This is a genomic window from Erythrobacter sp. SN6-5 (assembly GCF_057364945.1).
Genome location: NZ_CP200282.1, coordinates 1314401 through 1331196 on the forward strand (window position 1 = coordinate 1314401; position 16796 = coordinate 1331196).

The window sequence follows — 16796 nt, forward strand, 5'->3', positions numbered from 1 at the left end:
CACCGGCTCTCTTTGCCCACCATAAGGTTCAACCAAAGATCGATTTTCCGACAGCGCCGACTGCGCCGTAGGTTGAGCGTTTTGCGCAGTTCAAATCGCCGCGCAGCACCGGACCCTTGCCATTGATCAGGAGATCGCCGGACGGGCTAAAGTCACCATTGTCAGCGTCCACATAGAGCGAGCCAAAGTCGCCGCCAATGGACGTGCCGCTCGCACCTGTTGGCGGTGACGATCCAGCGTGCAAGTGATTGTCAGCAACAATTGGATCGGGGTCAGCGGCTCCGCCCCACCGCAATTCTTGCGAGATATTGTTTGCAATCAGACAGTAACTGTCCGGATTGAACGTGCTATCGCTGCGCATGGTGATTGTTTGGCTTGCCATGGAATTATGCGCGATAATCACATGGCTATGCGCTGAGCTAAATTGGCTCTGCGCGCCGCTGCTTAGAAAGTTCTCAAACGCATTATTCACAATCATCACATCGCTGAAGCCTCCTGGTGCGGTCAGGAAGATGTTCTGGGCATCGATATCCCACATTCGGTTTTCTGCGATAATGACATTCTCAATCGCTGAATTGCCGCTCAGTTGGTAGATATCGGCGTGGATGTCGAACTTGGTGTGCAGGACAAGCGCCGCTGACTTTACATCTTGCTGGCCGAAGGCCGCCTGCGGAGAACCGCTATCCAAGCACAGCGCAAAAGCGGCAAAACGATTGTCCAGCACGGTTGCGCTCCAACCAGGCTGTGCATTGATCCAGTCGGCCAGATTTTGGACTGTGTAATTGGTGTCGGCGAGAAATGCGGCCTTGTTGGTTCCAGTCACAAACGTTCCGATGCTTGAACCATCTTCTCGGAGGGTGAAGGTTTTAGGACCAATACCGTTTGCTGCGATGGTCGCGCTTCCAGCAGGCCCGGTGTATTCAACACTCAGCGCGGCCATGCCGTTGCGGTAATAGCTGCCATCGAAATCCTGCACGGTGTTGCCGACAAACGCATATGTGCCATTGGCGAGATCCGACCAGCACTGGGTGAACTCGCATCCGCGCACCAGATGCTGACCCGTCGCGCAGTTTGCCAAATTGCTGAAACTGCATTCGGTGATCCAATGGCGGCCGCGCAATATCCAAGCCAGCGTGTTACGAGGCACCTTCAGCGCGGCATCATTGCGGCCGTTGCTATTGGTCAATACGCAGCCATCGAACCAATTGTTCCGCGCCCATCCAGGCTCGAAATAATACTCGCTTGATCCAGCAAAATCGAACTCGCAGCGACGAAAGCAAACTGGCTCAAATCTGGGCCGAAAGAAGTTGAGCGTGCCGTCCGTTCGCAGGCTCTGTGAAAAGCGCACGCCGGGAACAGTGGCTTCAATGACGAGCCATTCAGCGGTCGCGCCTCTGTTCCAATTGCGGTCGGTGAGCGCGTAATCGCCAGCTTTCTTAATTCGCACTCGCAATGCACCGGAGGCACCCTGCTGCTTCATCGCATTGATGGCTGGATTGATGTCATGATAATTTGTGGCTGAAAGCGGCAAGTCGGGATTGACGGTAAAGTCAAGTTCCCACTCGTCGTCATTCGGATGAAACGTATAGGGGCCGATCACGCGGTTCTGCATGCTGGTGTCAGTCGGGACCACCTCGAAATACACGTCGGCAGAGCCATTGCCGGTGTATTCAAGCTCACACCACCAACCCCAATAACATTTGGTGAGGCCATTAGCATCGACGAGGTTTCGCACACTCGGGGCTGCGATATCTACAACATTGCCCTCATAATGGACGCGGACAAATGACAGGCCGTCTGTGTCGAACAAAGTGCCAGAATTGTTCGCCGCCGCCCGGACTCCAACCGTGAGATTGCTTGAAAAGCGTTGCTTGGGAGGGGTGATGAGACGCAGCACTGGCTTGGCGGTTGTTCGAGCCGGATCGACGGGTGTGGAGGCAAAACCGCTCCCCGCTGTTCCAGTCCAGTTTTCGCCCGGCATGATGGTCGCTTTGCTTGATGCAGAGGTTGCATTCAGCAGTCTCGACACCGAGCCAAAGCCATATCCGACGCGTCCCATTAGGCTAGTCCGATAATGTTCGCTGCTGTCGTGCCGGATGCGCTGACTTTCCGGGCGCGGACATCGATAATGCTGCCTGATGGAACGCTGGTGAAGACCACCGGAGCATCGGCGCGGACCGAGGTGATGGCCAAGTCCCCGCCTTCGCCAACGTACAAAGCCTTGGTCGCGCACATCAGATCGTCAGTGTCGCTGGGTGTGATTTCAAAGCAATATTCTGCTGGTGCCATTGGGCTGTCGGCTTGGTTGCGGAATGGATCTTGTTGCATTTCAATGTCCTCGGATTCGCTTTTGGTGAAACTATCTGCAATAGAGAACATAAAAAGAACATGTAGGAAAGTTGTTTGCGAGAACTTGGGTCTGGCAAGAACATGCGCCGTGATGCACAGTGCGAGTATTTCATAGCCTTAGTGTATCGTTCAAGGGTCAAGGGAAGTCGCCGCAATATCGCAATGGGAAATTCTGCAACCCCACCAATCCACTCAATGGCCGCGCCACAAATAGCGAGAAATCACGAGGCTGAGCGATGGCGTGTTTTTGGCGCGGTGGCGCTGGTCTATACTCTACTGATCCCGTTACCTTTCAATTTTAGCGTCGGCACCTTGTTGCTTCCGCCGTATCGGCTTTTCCTGATCGGTGCGGCTTTCGTGATCCTGCGTGATATTCTTAAGGGTCACCTGCGACTTTGCCTGGCCGATTATGTGATCGCCGCGCTTGGGGTTTGGATTGTCATATCATCAATTGTGACGATGGGGTTGGACCAGGCAATGCAGGCCTCTGGTTCTTTGGTTCTGGACATAGTCGTCGCCTACTTCTGGCTGCGAACGAGGATTAGTTCCCTCAGGGATTTGCGCATTCTGCTGGTTTTGAGTGCACCAGGGTTGGCGGTGACCGGGCTATTCATTGGTGCCGAGTCGCTTCTTCAGATGCATCTGGTTATGCCCGCTGCGAGCGCGATCACCGGACAGGTTCACGAACTTGAGCCGTCGATACGACTTGGTCTGATGCGCGGGCAGGGGCCGTTTCCGCATCCAATCCTCGCCGGTATTTTCTTAGGCAGCTTCTTGCCGCTCTATCTGGTGGCTGGTCTGCGCGGATGGCCATTGTGGCTTGGCCTTTTCGGAGGCTTGTGCTGCGTGTTCACATTCAGCTCCGGTGCGTTTTTGGTGCTCGCTTCGGGCCTCGCATTGGTGGCGGCCAATTTCATGATTTCGCGCACCAGCATACTCACTTGGCGGCTCGCGCTTTTGGGGTTGCTGGCGGTGATTATCTTTCTGGAGGTCGCCAGCGACTCTGGGGTTGTGAAACTGATCACCCGATTTGCGGCGCTGAACAATCAAACCGCCTTCTTCCGTCTGCTGATCTGGGACGAAGGCATTAAGACGGTGGTCGAAAACCCCATTTTTGGGATCGGCTTTGGCGACTGGGCACGGCCGCGTTGGATGCCGCCATCGGTGGACAATTACTGGCTGGTCGTGGCAATGCGGCATGGGGTCATCGCCCCAATGCTTGCCTTGCTGGGGGTATTGCTTGCCGTGGTGGACCTCGCCCGCAATTCAGTGTTGTTAGCCACGGTGGATCAGAACACGATCCGCGGCATTGCGATCGCCTTGTCGGTTATGTGCCTTGGGGTGTTTTCAGTGGCCTTGTGGTTGTCTCCTCAGGTCTGGTTTTTTGCCTTGCTTGGTATCGCAGTATCGCTTGCTCAGCACACTGCGCAAAGTGCCGCTGAGGCATAGCGTCAGCGGTTTAGAATTCGCTTTGCCAAGGCAATTGCGCGCTCTCGAACCCATCTCATTGGCCACCAAATCCATCTGTCCGCTTTGGTCGCGAGCACACTCGGAGGGCGGGGCAATCGGTGCTCTGCAATTTGAAAGCTCAAAAGCGTCGTAGGACTATCCACGCGTGGGCCCCTGATACGGTTCGAGACATTCTCGCCATGAATTGTCTGAAGCCAAGCGGGTGGCGATTGAATCTGCTTGTATGGATAGCTGTTTTGCAATTTTCTATGCTGATCGCACCAAACAGTTTTTATGTCGTCCGACCCTTCTAACAGAGACACAAAGGGGCTGTTTGGGTCGCTCGCATGGTACAATTTATGCGCCCTTAAACTGTAGCCCGTTGGAAAGTTAAGCGCCGTCCCAATCGGCATCTGATCTGCTGTTTCATGCAGCTTGGCGATAAAGAAGCGTGCTATCGCATCGTCATTGTCGAGCCGCGTTGTCAGCAGCTTTTCGGTGCTCGCGCTGAGGCGTTTTCTGATATCGTTAGCCGCTCTGCGTGATACGAAATCATCAACAAACAATGCCTCGAACGGCACAATCATACGCCAGTTTTGGATCCGTTTGCGATAGACTTCATCGGTTCTAGCATCGAAATAGATGAGCCACTGGAAATCGTGCACAGTTTGTGCCGCCACACTGGGCAGGCATATTTCTTCAAACAAATCCATTCGTCTGTCGAGCCATCCACTACGGCCTCGGATCGCGGCCTCTCGGCCGTCGCTCGCGATATTGAAACGCGTGAGAAGAAAGTGCTGAAGGCTCACTGCTTCGTTCGATCGGTCAGTGCACCGCGATCAAGCCTAGCCTTCAAACCGGACCTGGGGTGATAGCCGCGCAGCCATAGGTCCGGACGCAATGCAACGTGGCGATATCCCTTGCCAGCAGCTGCAAGCCTATCGCTACACCATCCCAGAAGCGCGCCGAGACTTACCCGCAATATTGCAGCCTTCCAGATCAATAAAGCAGCGATGATCCGCTTAGGCAAAGGCCAGTGTTTCTTCAGAAATTCCATGGTCCCAGCAGCTTGATAGAGGCGGCGGAGTGGCGACTGAAAATTGCCATGTGCGATTTTATGGTGCGCCTTTGCAGCGGCTATCTGCCACAAATCATATCCTGATTTGTGCAGACGCAAACACAGATCGACCTCTTCACAATATAGGAAGAAGCGTTCGTCCAAACCGCTCATCTCTTCCCAAAGATCGCGCCGGATCATGAAGAAACCACCGGACAGGACGTCTGCCCGCCGGTCGCTCATAATGCCTGAAGAATGGGTGTCTTGCGCCCCAGAGAGGCCAATCATGCTGGATAGAAAGCCTCGCAAAGATGGCATTTGAATGGAATTGCCAAAATCTGGCTGCCCATTGCCATCCAGAGTGATCCCGCCCCAGGCACCGGCATCAGGGTGGCGGGCGGCGCCATCCAGCAGCGCATCGAGCGCTCCATATTGCAGAAAAGCATCTGGATTGAGCAGCAGCAAATATTGGCCCTTCGCATGCTGGGCCAGCCGGTTGTTCGCTCGCGCAAATCCGACATTGCCTTCGCTGGCTATTGTCGTGACTTGCGGGAAGTTATCCGAGACATGTTTCTCCGTCCCATCACTGCCATTGTCGATGAGCAGAACTTCAACACTTGCTCGCTCTTTAGCTTTTTCGATGGAGCCCAAACATTCATCAATCAAGCCCCGCGAATTGAAGGCCACAACCAGAACGGAAATGTCGATTGGTGAAGATGTCCGGGGCTGATCCATGTTCACAGTTTGCGCGAGCTGTGATCGCGGACCCAGATTGCTTGTTTCCCGCGCAGCTTGCGCCATTCCGCCAGTAGTTTCGAGGCGAGTTTCATTCCCGTAAAAGTTATGGCGGCTAAGGGTGACGTTCCTCCTGCAAATGCGGATTTGAAGATGGTGCCTTTGCTTGCCTCTCGCAAATGAGGACTTGGGAAATGGCGACGGACCTGTTCGCTACCTATCCGACGTCGCGCTTCGACGCGAACCTGTTCGATCGCAGTTTGGGGCGGGGTTATGGTGCAATAAACTGGCTCACCAGCACTATCTTGCATCACCAACACTCTTTCATGGCCTGCGAACCGAGACAAAGCCCACAAATCATCTGCGATGATCGTGGGGAAGGGGCCGATGCGTTCCAAGCCTTGCTTTGAGATGGCAAAGCATCCCGCACCGCCCAACGCCGAAGACGCAAAGCGCTGCTGTTGCCAGACTTTGTAATAGGCTCGCACGGGTGAGCTGGACTTCGATGTATCGAAGCGCGCTTTGGGTACGGCAGCCAAGACCTCACTATTCTCTAGTGCGTCAGTCAGAGACCGGAGCGTTCCAAAGCTACACATCACATCTGCGTCTAAGAACACTTGAGGGTAGTACGACGCTGCCTCTCGCCCCGCATTCATGGCCGCAGTTTTGGACGTCTCAGCTATTTCCATAACCTTGGCCTGAGGAGCGAACTCGCGCGCTATTTGCGCAGTTTGATCGCTGCATCCATTGGCCACCACGATCACTTCAAAATCGGCGTCTACCGGTGCATCCTTGTACAGACAGGCGAGGCAACGCGCGATCACTGCGGCCTCATCATGAGCAGGAATGATGACTGTAAAGCACGCCGTGTCCATCGGCCTTTGGTCCCGCTCATTTGTCCTCATATTGGTAATAGCGGTATTGGTAATCATAGCTTTGCCCGGCGGTCAGCGCGCGATACTTCGTCAGGACCACGCCCAAGACATTGGCGCCGACGCCTTGCAACCGCTTTACGGCCGCTTTGGCTTGGCCGAATTGCACCTTGTTCGCCTCAAGAATGAAGATTGTCCCATCAACATGTTTGGCGAGCAGCGGGGCATCTGCGATCCCCATAACGGGAGAGGAATCGATCAGGATGATCGAATAGTCTTGCCGCTGCTTTGATAGAAAATTGGCCAGATAATCTGACGACAGTGTCTCAACTGGATTGGGCGGAAGTGCCGCTACAGCCAGTACATCAAGGTTTTCATGAGGCCCTTTGACCACCGCTGTTCCAAAATCAGAATGCCCGAGCAAGACCTCTACGAGGCCCGCCTCGGGCGGTTCGCTGCCCAGCAATTTTGCGATCGAGGGTTTGCGTAGATCCCCGTCAATCAGCAACGTCTTGCGGCCTAGCCGAGCGAACATTTCAGCCAGGATTAGCGCGCTGGTCGACTTCCCTTCACCCGGCTGGGCACTGGTGAATTGCAGTACATTTTTATCCCGTGACATCGCATAGTCGAGCGTCGACTGGATCGACGCATAGGCTTCCATCAATGCCCCATGCTGCTCTGTCCCTTCTTCATGGATCTTGGCCTCATCGACATAGGGCGTGTACCCAAACAGCGGCAATCCAACCTTTGTTTCAACGTCGTCGAGTGAGCGCAAGCGATCATCGAAGGTCTCGCGTATCACTGCCAGTCCGCCAGCCAGTGCGAGGCCGCTTACGAGAGCGATCAGCAGGTTGCGCATAAGATTGGGCGATATCGGCGAGGATGGCACCAAGGCGGGGTCAAGCCGCGTGATGGAGCCGCTTTGCACATTGGCGGCTGTGCTAATCGAGTTTAACCGCTCCAAGAGCTCTGCAAGCTGGCTACGAAGGGCGCCAGCCTCTCGTTCGAGCACACTGTATTGCACCTGGCGATCCTGTTCGTTGAGCGTTTCTTGCGTGACCGAGCGCAATTCGCGCGTAAGCGCACGTTCCTGCTCACGGGCAATCACGAAATCGCTGCGAATGCTTGCTTTGATATCAGCACTGGCGTTTGCGATCTGACGCTCAACTTCGGCGATTTGAGCGTTGATTTCTACGATTGAAGGATATTGGTCGTTGTAACGCTGCTGCAGATTGGTGCGTTCTCCGATCAGCCGTGCTCGAGTGTTTTGCAGATTTTGGACGACCACATTGTCCTGCACCTCCGGCAATTGTGCAGCCGGTATGGAGGAAACGGCTCTCCATCTTTGCTCCGCGGCTATGCGTTTTGCACGGGCCGCGCTGGTGGTCTGGTTTATGCTCGTCAGATTGGCTGCGGTCGTTGTTGTCGCCGCTTCGCCGTCTTCGCTTGCTGGCCTTTGAGTGACGATACCATTGCTTCGGGCATAGGCGTTTGCCGCCTTCTCAGCATCTTGCAGCTGAGCCCGCACATCGGTGACCTGTTCCTGCAAATATGCGCGTGCATATTCGTTGCTGTCGACATTCCGCCGCGCGTCTGATGAGACATAGGCCTCGGCATAAGCATTGGCGATTTCCGCCGCCAATGCTGGGTTTTCCGACTGGTAGCTGATCGTCGCAATGCGGCTGTCATAGGGAATATCCGCAGTCAGCCCGCCCTTCAGCATCGATGCGGCCATGGCGGTTTTGTCTTCAAGCCATTGTTCGTCATTGCGGCCATTGGCGCGGCCGCTGTCTGTTTCCGCGCCGATGAACTCCTGTCGTTCGGCTAGCTTGAGATTTTGGGCAACGACGAGCGCAAGGTTGTAGCTTTCGATGACGCCAACCTGAGTGGCCATGTAGCTGGAAATTTCATTGTTGTAGATTTGCGGGGCGACGTCCTGACCTTCGACGACATAGAGTCCGCGCGGCTCCACTCTCAACGTTGTTTCGGCTTGGTAAACCGGCTGTTGCAGCATTGTGAGGATGAGCCCGGCAACAAGAGCAAGCAGGACAGTGCCGCCAATCGACCAGCGTTGCCTGAAAAGCAGTCCGCGCAAGGCTGTCACGTCGAACAGTGGTCGCCGCTCCTGTGTGCTCGGTTGAGACGGTGGAAGATAGCGATCGTACCAAGCGGGAGGCGGCTGAGGCGCGGGCTGCTGGACTGCAGATGTCTCGTTCATGATCGGCTCAATTGTCCAGGCTTGCGAACACGCCAAAGGCTGGCAGCGCGCGGAGTGTGTCTTGCCAGAACTGCGACAATGTTGAGGTGCCCACCACAACTCTATCGCCGGGTTCTAGCACCGGGTCCAGCATCGTGCCGCGGCTGACCTCGCCATAGTCAAAGCGCGCCGCATAAATGCCATCGGGGCGGGTGCGGAAGACCGCCACTTGCTTAAGTTCAGCAACGCGGGTGACCCCTTTCGCCATTGCGATCGCGGATGACAACCGAGCACCCGGCTGAAACGGGTACACGCCTGCTTCTTGCACGGCTCCTTCGACCGTCACCAAATGGGATGCATAATCGGAGATATTGACGCTGACGCGCGGGCTTTTGAGGCCCAGAGTGTCCAGCCTTTGGGTGAGTTCGCTCTCGATCTCACCAGTTGTCTTGCCGCCAACTTCGTGACGCCCCAACATTGGCAGAGAAACGATCCCATCGACCCCTACGCGTACATCACTGAGCGAAAGGTCAGGCTCACGAAAGACACTGACGGAAATGATGTCCGAAGCGCGCAGCCGATATGTGTCCGGCTTTTGGAAGGTATAGTCTGCCTGTCCCAGCGCTTCATTTGGCGCGGTGACGCTTGCGCCAATGTTGGCTGGAGGTAGAGAGGCGCAGGCCCCCAGGATGGCCGCGACGCCCAAGATTACAGAACTGCGAAGTGCTTGATCAATAACCTGAATTCTCACAATAATGATCCCGAAGGCTCTTCGGTAGAACCTTAAGTATTGGAGACTAGTGCGGCAAATCCTCAGGCGCAACAAGTTACGCAGATTCTTATGAAGTGTCCCGGCGCTACGCGGTGAGTAGAGCCTATTCGTCGATTGCTGGAAGATCGAGCATTGAACGCGATCTGGCTCCTGGACCGGTTGGCGGACGTAAATTATGGCTTGGGGCGAGTTTGATTTCAATCGGCTAAGAAAGGGCAGCGGCAGTGCTTCTGGATGTATCGCTCCTCAATTGGCTTGGCGCAGGCCTCTATCTGTTTGTGGTCATAATGTGCGGCGCGGCATGGAGGGTTTCTGTGCAGCGGGGCATGAGCGTCTCTCTGGCGCGCGCGTGGCGGCTGATGGCCGTGTTCTTTGGTCTGCTCATTGCGTCACGGCTGCTGGGTCTTGAGGACATGTTGCGCGATGTGATGCGCGATCTGCTGCGATCTCAAGGCGCTTATGACGGGCGCAGTTTTTGGCAGCTTCCCGCGGTGATTGCTCTGTTGGTAATCGCGGCAATCGCCGTTGGCTTGATTGTCCGACAGGGGTTTCGTGCCAAATCTGGTGCGGTCAGCGTGAGTGCATACAGGATGCTGCTCACAGCACAGCTATCCGCTTTTGCAATGCTGCTCCTAATCTGTCTGCGCATCATATCGCTGCATTCAGTGGACGCTTTGCTCTACGGTGGACCGATAAAACTGAACTGGATCATGGATATTGGCGCTTCACTGCTCGTCGCTGGATGCGCGGCGCGATACGCAATGATCGTAGCGGGGAAGCAGAGCAGCTAGTGCTAAATCTGGCCTCGCTCAATGAACCCTGCGACCGCACTTAGAAGCTCCGAGGAGGCCTGAGGTTCGACATGTGGCAAGGTGGAGTTTGTCAGGCCCTTTCGGATCGTAACACCTAGCTCATTTGTGCTCCAAGCAACAAGGATCCCAGGCCGGCTACGCAATTGCTTGGCTGTTGCCAGCTGATGATCATTGCGATGCTCGTCCAAGTCCGCTCGCCGGGGGATCAAGACGATTGGCTTTCGAAGCCTTTGGGCGGTTAGAACCGTGCCAATGCCCGCGTGTGAGACGATCAACTTGGAATCGGCTACCAGTTCTTCAAACTGGCCTGCGTCGAGATTGTTATGCAATTCCATATTAATCGGGCGATACCGGCCTCGTCCCGTCTGAGCGATCACGGGCATATCAAGCGTTGGCGCAATTTCGTCCATCGCGCGTATCAGCCGATCAAACCCCAGCTGCATACCAACGGTTACTAAGATCACAGAACCGACCCACGAAAAAGTGGTTTGGTGTCGCTCGCCAAATGGTCCCATTGTGTCAGGCATTCATGGGCCACGTGCTTGGACAGTTTGCCGCACATTGAGAGCTGCTCGGCATTAGCCACACTATCAATCCATAGTGTTTTGGCGCCAATCAATCGTCCGGCAAGAATGCAGAAAAATCCTGGTGCGGCGCCGGTTGAGATCACTGCGGAAGGCCTGGCTTTCAGGACAAGGCGTATCGCCGCAATCAGGCAAAGGAGTGCGCGAGATCGGCGTGTGCTGATTGCAATCCGGCAGTTCTGCTACGCGCTCAATACCATGTGCGGCTGCCATATCCCTTTGGGTTGTCGCATAGCAGACATCGTGCGGATCGAGTGACGATCGCAGCATCATCAACTGCTCCCAATGTCCGCCGCCTGATGCGACTGCCAGGACCTTTTTCATATCGTAACCGGCCCTCACTTGGAAAAATCGCAGACCAAACAATTGCGTGACTTCTGCTTACAAAGTCAATCAATCTCCCTTCGATATCTTGCCACCATAACAAGGGCAGGCCAATGTCGCTGACAAGAGGGAGAAAAATTGCATGACGCAATCCAATGGGCCGCTAACCGGCCTCAAAGTGGTCGAATTCACAGGCATAGGCCCCGGTCCGCACGTTGCGATGCTGCTGGCCGATATGGGCGCTGAGGTCGTTCGGATTGAGCGGCATGGCACACAAATCAGCAATCCGGTGGTCGAGAGGGCGCGCAACCGAGTTGCCGTGGATGTGAAGAGCGATGAAGGCCGCGCATTTTGCCTCGACACCTTGGCCAATGCAGACGTGTTGATCGAAGGGTTCCGCCCCGGTGTGATGGAGCGTTTAGGTTTGGGGCCAGACGAAGTGCTCAGCACAAACGAGCGTTTGGTCTATGCCCGGATGACGGGATGGGGCCAGGACGGCCCGCTCGCAAAGGCGGCTGGCCATGATATCAATTACATTGCAATCACCGGCGCGCTCGCTGCGGTTGGTAGAGAGGGAGAGCCAGCGATACCGCCGCAAAACCTTGTCGGGGATTTTGGCGGCGGGTCGATGTACTGCGCATTTGGCATCCTTGCTGCTCTCTATGAACGGGAGCGGTCAGGCAAAGGGCAAGTTGTCGATGCGGCGATTGTCGATGGCGCGACCAGCCTGATGAGCTTCTTTTTCGGGGCCGGATCGCGGCCAATCCTCTCGACGGAGAAGGGCAAAGGGATGCTCGGGGGGGCGGCGCATTTCTATCGCTGTTTTGAATGCGCAGACGGCTTAGAAGTCTCTGTGGGCGCGATTGAGCCGCAGTTCTACGCCGAATTTCTCGCTAAATCAGGTGCGCCAAGCGAGCTTAGCGAAGGCCAGTTGAACCCGAGCAATTGGGATCACTATGCCAAACAATTGGCGATCATGTTCAAAACAAAGACACAGGCGGAGTGGTGCGCATTGCTGGAGGGAAGCGATGCGTGTTTTGCCCCAGTCCTTCCGGTCGAGAAAGCCCGCGAACACCCGCATTTGAAGGCCCGCGGCGCCTATGTCGAGCACGGCGGCGAGTGGCACACGGCGCCTGCTCCGCGATTTAGCCGCACGCCGGGCGTAATCCGTGACAGCGCGATGGATGGCGCAGACGTCGCCGGAAGCTGGAAAAAAGAAGGCTAAAGCCAATGGCTGGAAAGTACTTTGACGAATGGCAGGTGGGTGAACGGATCGAACACGATATCCGCCGCACTGTGACTGAGACGGACAACCTCCTGTTTTCGACCATGACACACAATCCTCAGCCGCTTCACCTTGATGTCGAGGCAGCGAAGGAAAGCGGGTTTGGGCAAATCCTGGTCAATTCCACCTTCACATTTTCGCTTCTGGTTGGGCTCTCAGTGGGCGACACAACCTTGGGCACATTGGTCGCGAACCTAGGCTTTGATAAGGTCGTGACGCCCAAGCCAGTGTTCATCGGCGACACCTTGCGCGCGGCGAGCGAAGTGAAAGAACTTCGCCCCAGCAAGTCGCGCCCAGAGGCGGGCGTCGTGACCTTCATCCATGAGTTGACGAACCAGCGCGATGAAGTTGTGTGCCGCTGTGAGCGTTCTGCCTTGCTGCAAAAGTCAAGTTGACCATTCCCCTTTAGCTTGACGAAGTGCGCTATCTCGGCCCACATTCTTGGCCATAAAAAGAGGAATGGGAGGGACGCCATGCAGATGACATGGAAAGCGGCAACTTTGGTCGGCATTGCGAGCATTTCGCTCGCTGGATGCGACGCGTTAAGCGGCGTTGATGAGGCACAAAGCGGTGATGGCGAAGGCACTATCGAGCTCGCAGAGTTTCCCGACCGCCCCTATTGGGGGGATACCCACCTGCATACAGACAATTCAGTCGATGCCTTTGGCTTCGGCGTCCGCCTTGGTCCGGAAGAGGCGCTGCGTTTCGCTAGCGGTGAAGAGGTAACGGCGACCACTGGTGCGCCAGCCAAGCTTGCGCGGCCGCTCGATTTTCTGGTTATTGCTGATCATTCCGATGGTCTCGGGGCGACGCGGCGGCTTTACGATGCCCCGCGGATCGGCGTGCAAGCGATGGGCGATGAGACCATGCTGCGTTGGTATGACATGATGCATGAAAGCCCCGAGCAATCTCAGCGCGCAATCGGGGAGCTAATTACTGCGGCAGCCAATGGCACTTTGCCTGAGGCGATGAGCGACCCAGAGCGGCAAAAGGAAAACACGACCGACATTTGGAATACCCAGCTGGAGATCCTTGATCGCTACAATAAGCCGGGTAGCTTCACCGCGCTGGCCGGGTTTGAATGGACGCTCATGCCGAATGGCAATAATTTGCACCGGGTGGTGATGTTTCGCGATGGCAGTGATCGAACCAGCCAAGTCCTGCCCTTCCCGGGCCTGAGCACAACGCCAGAGCAATTGTGGGACTATATGAGCGCCTATGCCGATAAGACGGGCGGGAAAGCGCTGGCCATTCCGCACAACTCGAACCTTTCCAACGGTATGATGTTTGAGATGACCATGCCTGATGGCAGTGCAATGACCGCAGAATATGCAGCCAAGCGAGCGGCGGCGGAACCAGTGGTCGAGGTCACGCAGATAAAGGGGGACAGCGAGGCTCACCCGCTGCTCTCTCCCAATGATGAGATGGCAGGTTACGGCGTGAAAGGTTGGGAGCTTGGCAATTTGCCACTCACCGCCAAAACCGAGCCTGAGATGCTGGGCGGAAATTATGTCCGAGAAGCGCTGAAGCGAGGCCTCTCGCTAGAAGAACAGCTTGGCGTGAACCCCTATGCCTTTGGTATGATCGGTTCGACCGATAGTCATACGTCGCTCGCCACGGGTGATGAGGACAATTTCTTCGGTAAGCATACCGGCAATGAGCCAAGTGTCGAAGATCGTGCTGCTGCCGCGCAGAACCTTGGAACACGCGAAGGACGGTTTGGCTGGCATTATCTTGCAGGCGGTTATGCAGCGGCATGGGCGCGCGGCAACACTAGGGCAGAGATTTTCGACGCGTTTGCCAGGCGAGAGGTTTACGCCACCACTGGGCCGCGCATGTCTGTGCGTGTCTTCGGAGGGTTCGACTTCACCGATGCTGATTGGGACGGCGATTGGGTGAGGGCGGGCTATACGCGCGGCGTACCAATGGGCGGCGAATTGACCGATAATGGCAGCGCTCCGAACTTCATGATATCTGCTCTGAAAGATCCTGATGGCGCAAACCTTGACCGCATTCAGGTTGTGAAGGGGTGGATTGATGCCTCAGGCGAAGCTCAGGAACAGGTCTATGATGTCGTGTGGAGCGATATGGAGAGCCGCGCGCTGTCAGCTGGCAAGGTGCCCTCTGTTGGCGATACGGTAGACCGGGAGACGGCGACCTATAGCAATGACATCGGTGCAGCGGAGCTGCGCACGGTCTGGACGGATCCCGACTACGCCGAGGGTCAGCGCGCATTCTACTACGTGCGTGTCATCGAGATCCCAACGCCGCGCTGGTCGCTGTTTGATGCAGTGCGCTTCGGTATAACTCTGTCAGAGGAAGCGATGGCAGACGCTGTCGCCCAAGAGCGTGCGTATACCTCTCCAATTTGGTTGCGGCCTGCGGTGGTGGCGACGGCCCCTGCCATCATGGAGGAAGGGTGAGCGAGCCTGACGACGGGGCCAGAACCTGGCCCAATTGGACGCGCGAACCGCTGGTCCATTTTCTGGCCGCGGGCGCGCTCGTCTTTGCCCTGTTTGCTTGGCGCGGCGAAGAGGTTGATCCCGCCAGCCGAACGATAGACATCGACCGCGCGGTCCAGGCTGACCTGTCCCTGAGATTTGAGCGGACCTTGGGCCGGGCACCCACCGACGCCGAACTCGACCAGCAAATCGAGCGGTTTGTCCGCGATGAAGTGCTGTATCGCGAGGCGCTGCGTCTGGGTTTTGATCAGGGCGATGCTGTCGTTAGGCGAAGGCTTGCGAGCAAGATGGACCTCGCGGCCAGCGCACGAGCAGAAGCGGCGACACCTTCTGACGAGACCTTGCGCGCTTGGTATGAGGCCAATGCGGAGCGCTATGCTGGCGCGGTGAGCTACAGCTTTGACCAGCTCTATTTCGAGACCGAAGGCGCGGCCAAGTCTGCGATTGCCGGTCTCACCTCGGGCGCTGATTGGAGCGCTATCGGTGAGACCATCAGCTTGCCCGCGTCCGCGCAAGGGATGCCTGCGCGCGAAGTCGACACCCGCTTTGGTGAGGTGTTCTTGAAGGAGCTCGCTAAGCTTGATCCCGGAGATAGTTGGCAAGGACCTTTGCGCTCTGGCTTCGGGTGGCATGTGGTCCGATTGCGAGCGAGAACCAGCGCGGCTGCGCCCGACTTTACCGAGGTCCGCGACCAAGTCCTGAGCGATTGGCGCAGCGAGACGATCGCCTCCCGCAAGGAAGCGGCCTACGAACTGCTGCGCGGCGCCTACACGGTTGAGATCGCTGAGTGAGGTCATGGCTTGGATGGCTGCTGACGTGTGCCGCGGCGCTGCTTGCGGTGCCCGCGTCCGCTGATGAGATCCGCCCCGCCGTTGTTGAACTGTCTGAGCAAGAGGCAGGCGAGTGGCTGCTCGATTGGAAGCTGCCCGTCGCATCGGCCGACCAGGCCGCTGGTCCCGTTCCAGCGCTGGTGATCCCGGAGAACTGCGCCTTTATCGAAGGGCCCGTTCTTCGCGCTGCCCCGCTCGCACATCTTGGCCACGGCCGATTGCAATGCGAGGGCGCGCTTGCGGATCAGCGGATTGGCTTTGCTGCATTGCCCAGCGGTTCGGATGCTCTGCTGCGGGTGGTTCCGATTGGGCAAGCGTCGCAGACCTCTCGGCTGACGTCCGACATGCCAAGCGTTCTCATCGCCGCCGCGCCCACCACTTGGGGCGTCGCGCGCAGCTACTTTGCCATCGGGGTTGAGCACATTGTGCTTGGCTGGGACCATCTGCTGTTCGTCATCGCGCTGGTGCTGCTGGTGCGCGGCGGCTGGTCGGTCGTTAAAGCGGCCACGGCCTTCACGGTAGCGCACTCGGTTACCTTGGTCGCGACCACATTGGGCTATGCCGGATTGCTGCAGCGACCCGTAGAGGCGCTGATCGCGCTGTCTATCCTGTTTCTGGCGGTGGAGCTGCACGGTCGCGGCAAGCCGGATCGCCCGAGGAGCTGGACACAGCGCGCGCCGTGGCTGGTCGCGCTGGGTTTCGGCCTGCTGCATGGGTTTGGCTTTGCGGGCGCGCTGTCGGAGATTGGCCTGCCACCTGGCGAGGTGCCCGCCGCATTGCTGGCCTTCAACATCGGCGTTGAGGCGGGGCAATTGCTGGTCATCGCCGCCGTTCTGTGCCTGCGCTGGCTGGTCCTCCGCTGGGCGCCCCAAGCGTGGCCGATTGCGCTGAAGCTCATCACCTACGCGATTGGTACCATCGCCAGCTTCTGGCTGTTTGAGCGGATTTTGACATAGCTCCGTCCATCGCATGTGAGGCACGCTTGGAACGGCTGGAACACAGTCATGGCCAAAAAACCAATCGATCACAGGCGCGCTGATTGATCGATCTACTCGATTAAGGAGGGAC

17 protein-coding genes are annotated in these 16796 nt (G+C 56.8%); 7 read left to right on the plus strand and 10 right to left on the minus strand.

Annotated features, from left to right (window positions below; genetic code table 11):
• Nucleotides 1-28: 28 nt before the first annotated feature.
• Both AC0V6Z_RS06605 and AC0V6Z_RS06610 read right to left on the minus strand, forming a co-directional pair.
• Nucleotides 29-2059, minus strand: a complete 2031-nt coding sequence (locus AC0V6Z_RS06605; protein ID WP_472640554.1) for a hypothetical protein — start codon at nt 2057-2059, stop codon at nt 29-31.
• Nucleotides 2059-2328, minus strand: coding sequence for a spike base protein, RCAP_Rcc01079 family (locus AC0V6Z_RS06610; protein WP_472640555.1), 270 nt, complete (start codon nt 2326-2328; stop codon nt 2059-2061). Before AC0V6Z_RS06610 ends, AC0V6Z_RS06605 begins: the two co-directional genes overlap by 1 nt.
• A 333-nt stretch (nt 2329-2661) precedes the next feature.
• On the opposite strand from AC0V6Z_RS06610, the gene AC0V6Z_RS06615 reads away from it, so the two are divergent.
• On the plus strand, nt 2662-3798 hold the full coding sequence (locus AC0V6Z_RS06615) for an O-antigen ligase family protein (RefSeq protein ID WP_472640556.1): 1137 nt from the start codon (nt 2662-2664) through the stop codon (nt 3796-3798).
• 2 nt (nt 3799-3800) lie between these two features.
• On the opposite strand, the gene AC0V6Z_RS06620 is transcribed toward AC0V6Z_RS06615, so the two are convergent.
• Genes AC0V6Z_RS06620 through AC0V6Z_RS06640 form a run of 5 tightly spaced genes read right to left on the minus strand, consistent with a single transcriptional unit; the run spans nt 3801 to nt 9410 of the window.
• On the minus strand, nt 3801-4607 hold the full coding sequence (locus tag AC0V6Z_RS06620) for a glycosyltransferase (RefSeq protein ID WP_472640557.1): 807 nt from the start codon (nt 4605-4607) through the stop codon (nt 3801-3803).
• On the minus strand, nt 4604-5590 hold the full coding sequence (locus tag AC0V6Z_RS06625) for a glycosyltransferase family 2 protein (protein ID WP_472640558.1): 987 nt from the start codon (nt 5588-5590) through the stop codon (nt 4604-4606). The genes AC0V6Z_RS06620 and AC0V6Z_RS06625 overlap by 4 nt, the downstream gene beginning before the upstream one ends.
• Nucleotides 5591-5592: 2 nt before the next feature.
• The gene (locus AC0V6Z_RS06630) at nt 5593-6465 is read right to left on the minus strand and encodes a glycosyltransferase family 2 protein (protein WP_472640559.1); all 873 of its coding nucleotides are present in this window, start codon (nt 6463-6465) and stop codon (nt 5593-5595) included.
• 16 nt (nt 6466-6481) lie between these two features.
• Nucleotides 6482-8680 (minus strand): GumC family protein, encoded by a 2199-nt coding sequence (locus tag AC0V6Z_RS06635; RefSeq protein WP_472640560.1) that lies wholly within the window; start codon nt 8678-8680, stop codon nt 6482-6484.
• Between the two features lie 7 nt (nt 8681-8687).
• Nucleotides 8688-9410 carry a polysaccharide biosynthesis/export family protein gene (locus AC0V6Z_RS06640; RefSeq protein WP_472640561.1) on the minus strand — a complete coding sequence of 241 codons (723 nt, stop codon included), beginning with the start codon at nt 9408-9410 and terminating at the stop codon, nt 8688-8690.
• A gap of 347 nt (nt 9411-9757) precedes the next feature.
• Between AC0V6Z_RS06640 and AC0V6Z_RS06645 the strand changes: the two genes are divergently transcribed.
• Entirely contained in the window at nt 9758-10222 is a 465-nt protein-coding gene (locus AC0V6Z_RS06645) for a hypothetical protein (RefSeq protein ID WP_486176452.1), read from the plus strand.
• A 2-nt stretch (nt 10223-10224) separates the two neighbouring features.
• Here the strand turns inward: AC0V6Z_RS06645 and AC0V6Z_RS06650 are convergent, their stop codons facing one another.
• Genes AC0V6Z_RS06650 through AC0V6Z_RS06660 form a run of 3 tightly spaced genes read right to left on the minus strand, consistent with a single transcriptional unit; the run spans nt 10225 to nt 11151 of the window.
• Nucleotides 10225-10707 (minus strand): glycosyltransferase, encoded by a 483-nt coding sequence (locus tag AC0V6Z_RS06650; protein ID WP_472640563.1) that lies wholly within the window; start codon nt 10705-10707, stop codon nt 10225-10227.
• On the minus strand, nt 10704-10913 hold the full coding sequence (locus tag AC0V6Z_RS06655) for a hypothetical protein (protein ID WP_472640564.1): 210 nt from the start codon (nt 10911-10913) through the stop codon (nt 10704-10706). The genes AC0V6Z_RS06650 and AC0V6Z_RS06655 overlap by 4 nt, the downstream gene beginning before the upstream one ends.
• The gene (locus tag AC0V6Z_RS06660; RefSeq protein ID WP_472640953.1) at nt 10834-11151 is read right to left on the minus strand and encodes a hypothetical protein; all 318 of its coding nucleotides are present in this window, start codon (nt 11149-11151) and stop codon (nt 10834-10836) included. The genes AC0V6Z_RS06655 and AC0V6Z_RS06660 overlap by 80 nt, the downstream gene beginning before the upstream one ends.
• Before the next feature lie 142 nt (nt 11152-11293).
• On the opposite strand from AC0V6Z_RS06660, the gene AC0V6Z_RS06665 reads away from it, so the two are divergent.
• From AC0V6Z_RS06665 to AC0V6Z_RS06685, 5 genes are all read left to right on the plus strand, one after another.
• Nucleotides 11294-12376 (plus strand): CaiB/BaiF CoA transferase family protein, encoded by a 1083-nt coding sequence (locus AC0V6Z_RS06665; RefSeq protein ID WP_472640565.1) that lies wholly within the window; start codon nt 11294-11296, stop codon nt 12374-12376.
• Between the two features lie 5 nt (nt 12377-12381).
• Nucleotides 12382-12831, plus strand: coding sequence for a MaoC family dehydratase (locus AC0V6Z_RS06670; protein WP_472640566.1), 450 nt, complete (start codon nt 12382-12384; stop codon nt 12829-12831).
• Between the two features lie 78 nt (nt 12832-12909).
• On the plus strand, nt 12910-14859 hold the full coding sequence (locus AC0V6Z_RS06675; protein ID WP_472640567.1) for a DUF3604 domain-containing protein: 1950 nt from the start codon (nt 12910-12912) through the stop codon (nt 14857-14859).
• Nucleotides 14856-15689, plus strand: a complete 834-nt coding sequence (locus AC0V6Z_RS06680) for a peptidyl-prolyl cis-trans isomerase (RefSeq protein WP_472640568.1) — start codon at nt 14856-14858, stop codon at nt 15687-15689. The genes AC0V6Z_RS06675 and AC0V6Z_RS06680 overlap by 4 nt, the downstream gene beginning before the upstream one ends.
• Nucleotides 15690-15736: 47 nt before the next feature.
• Nucleotides 15737-16684: a HupE/UreJ family protein gene (locus AC0V6Z_RS06685; protein ID WP_486176453.1), complete on the plus strand. Its 948-nt coding sequence runs from the start codon at nt 15737-15739 to the stop codon at nt 16682-16684.
• Nucleotides 16685-16796 lie beyond the last annotated feature (112 nt).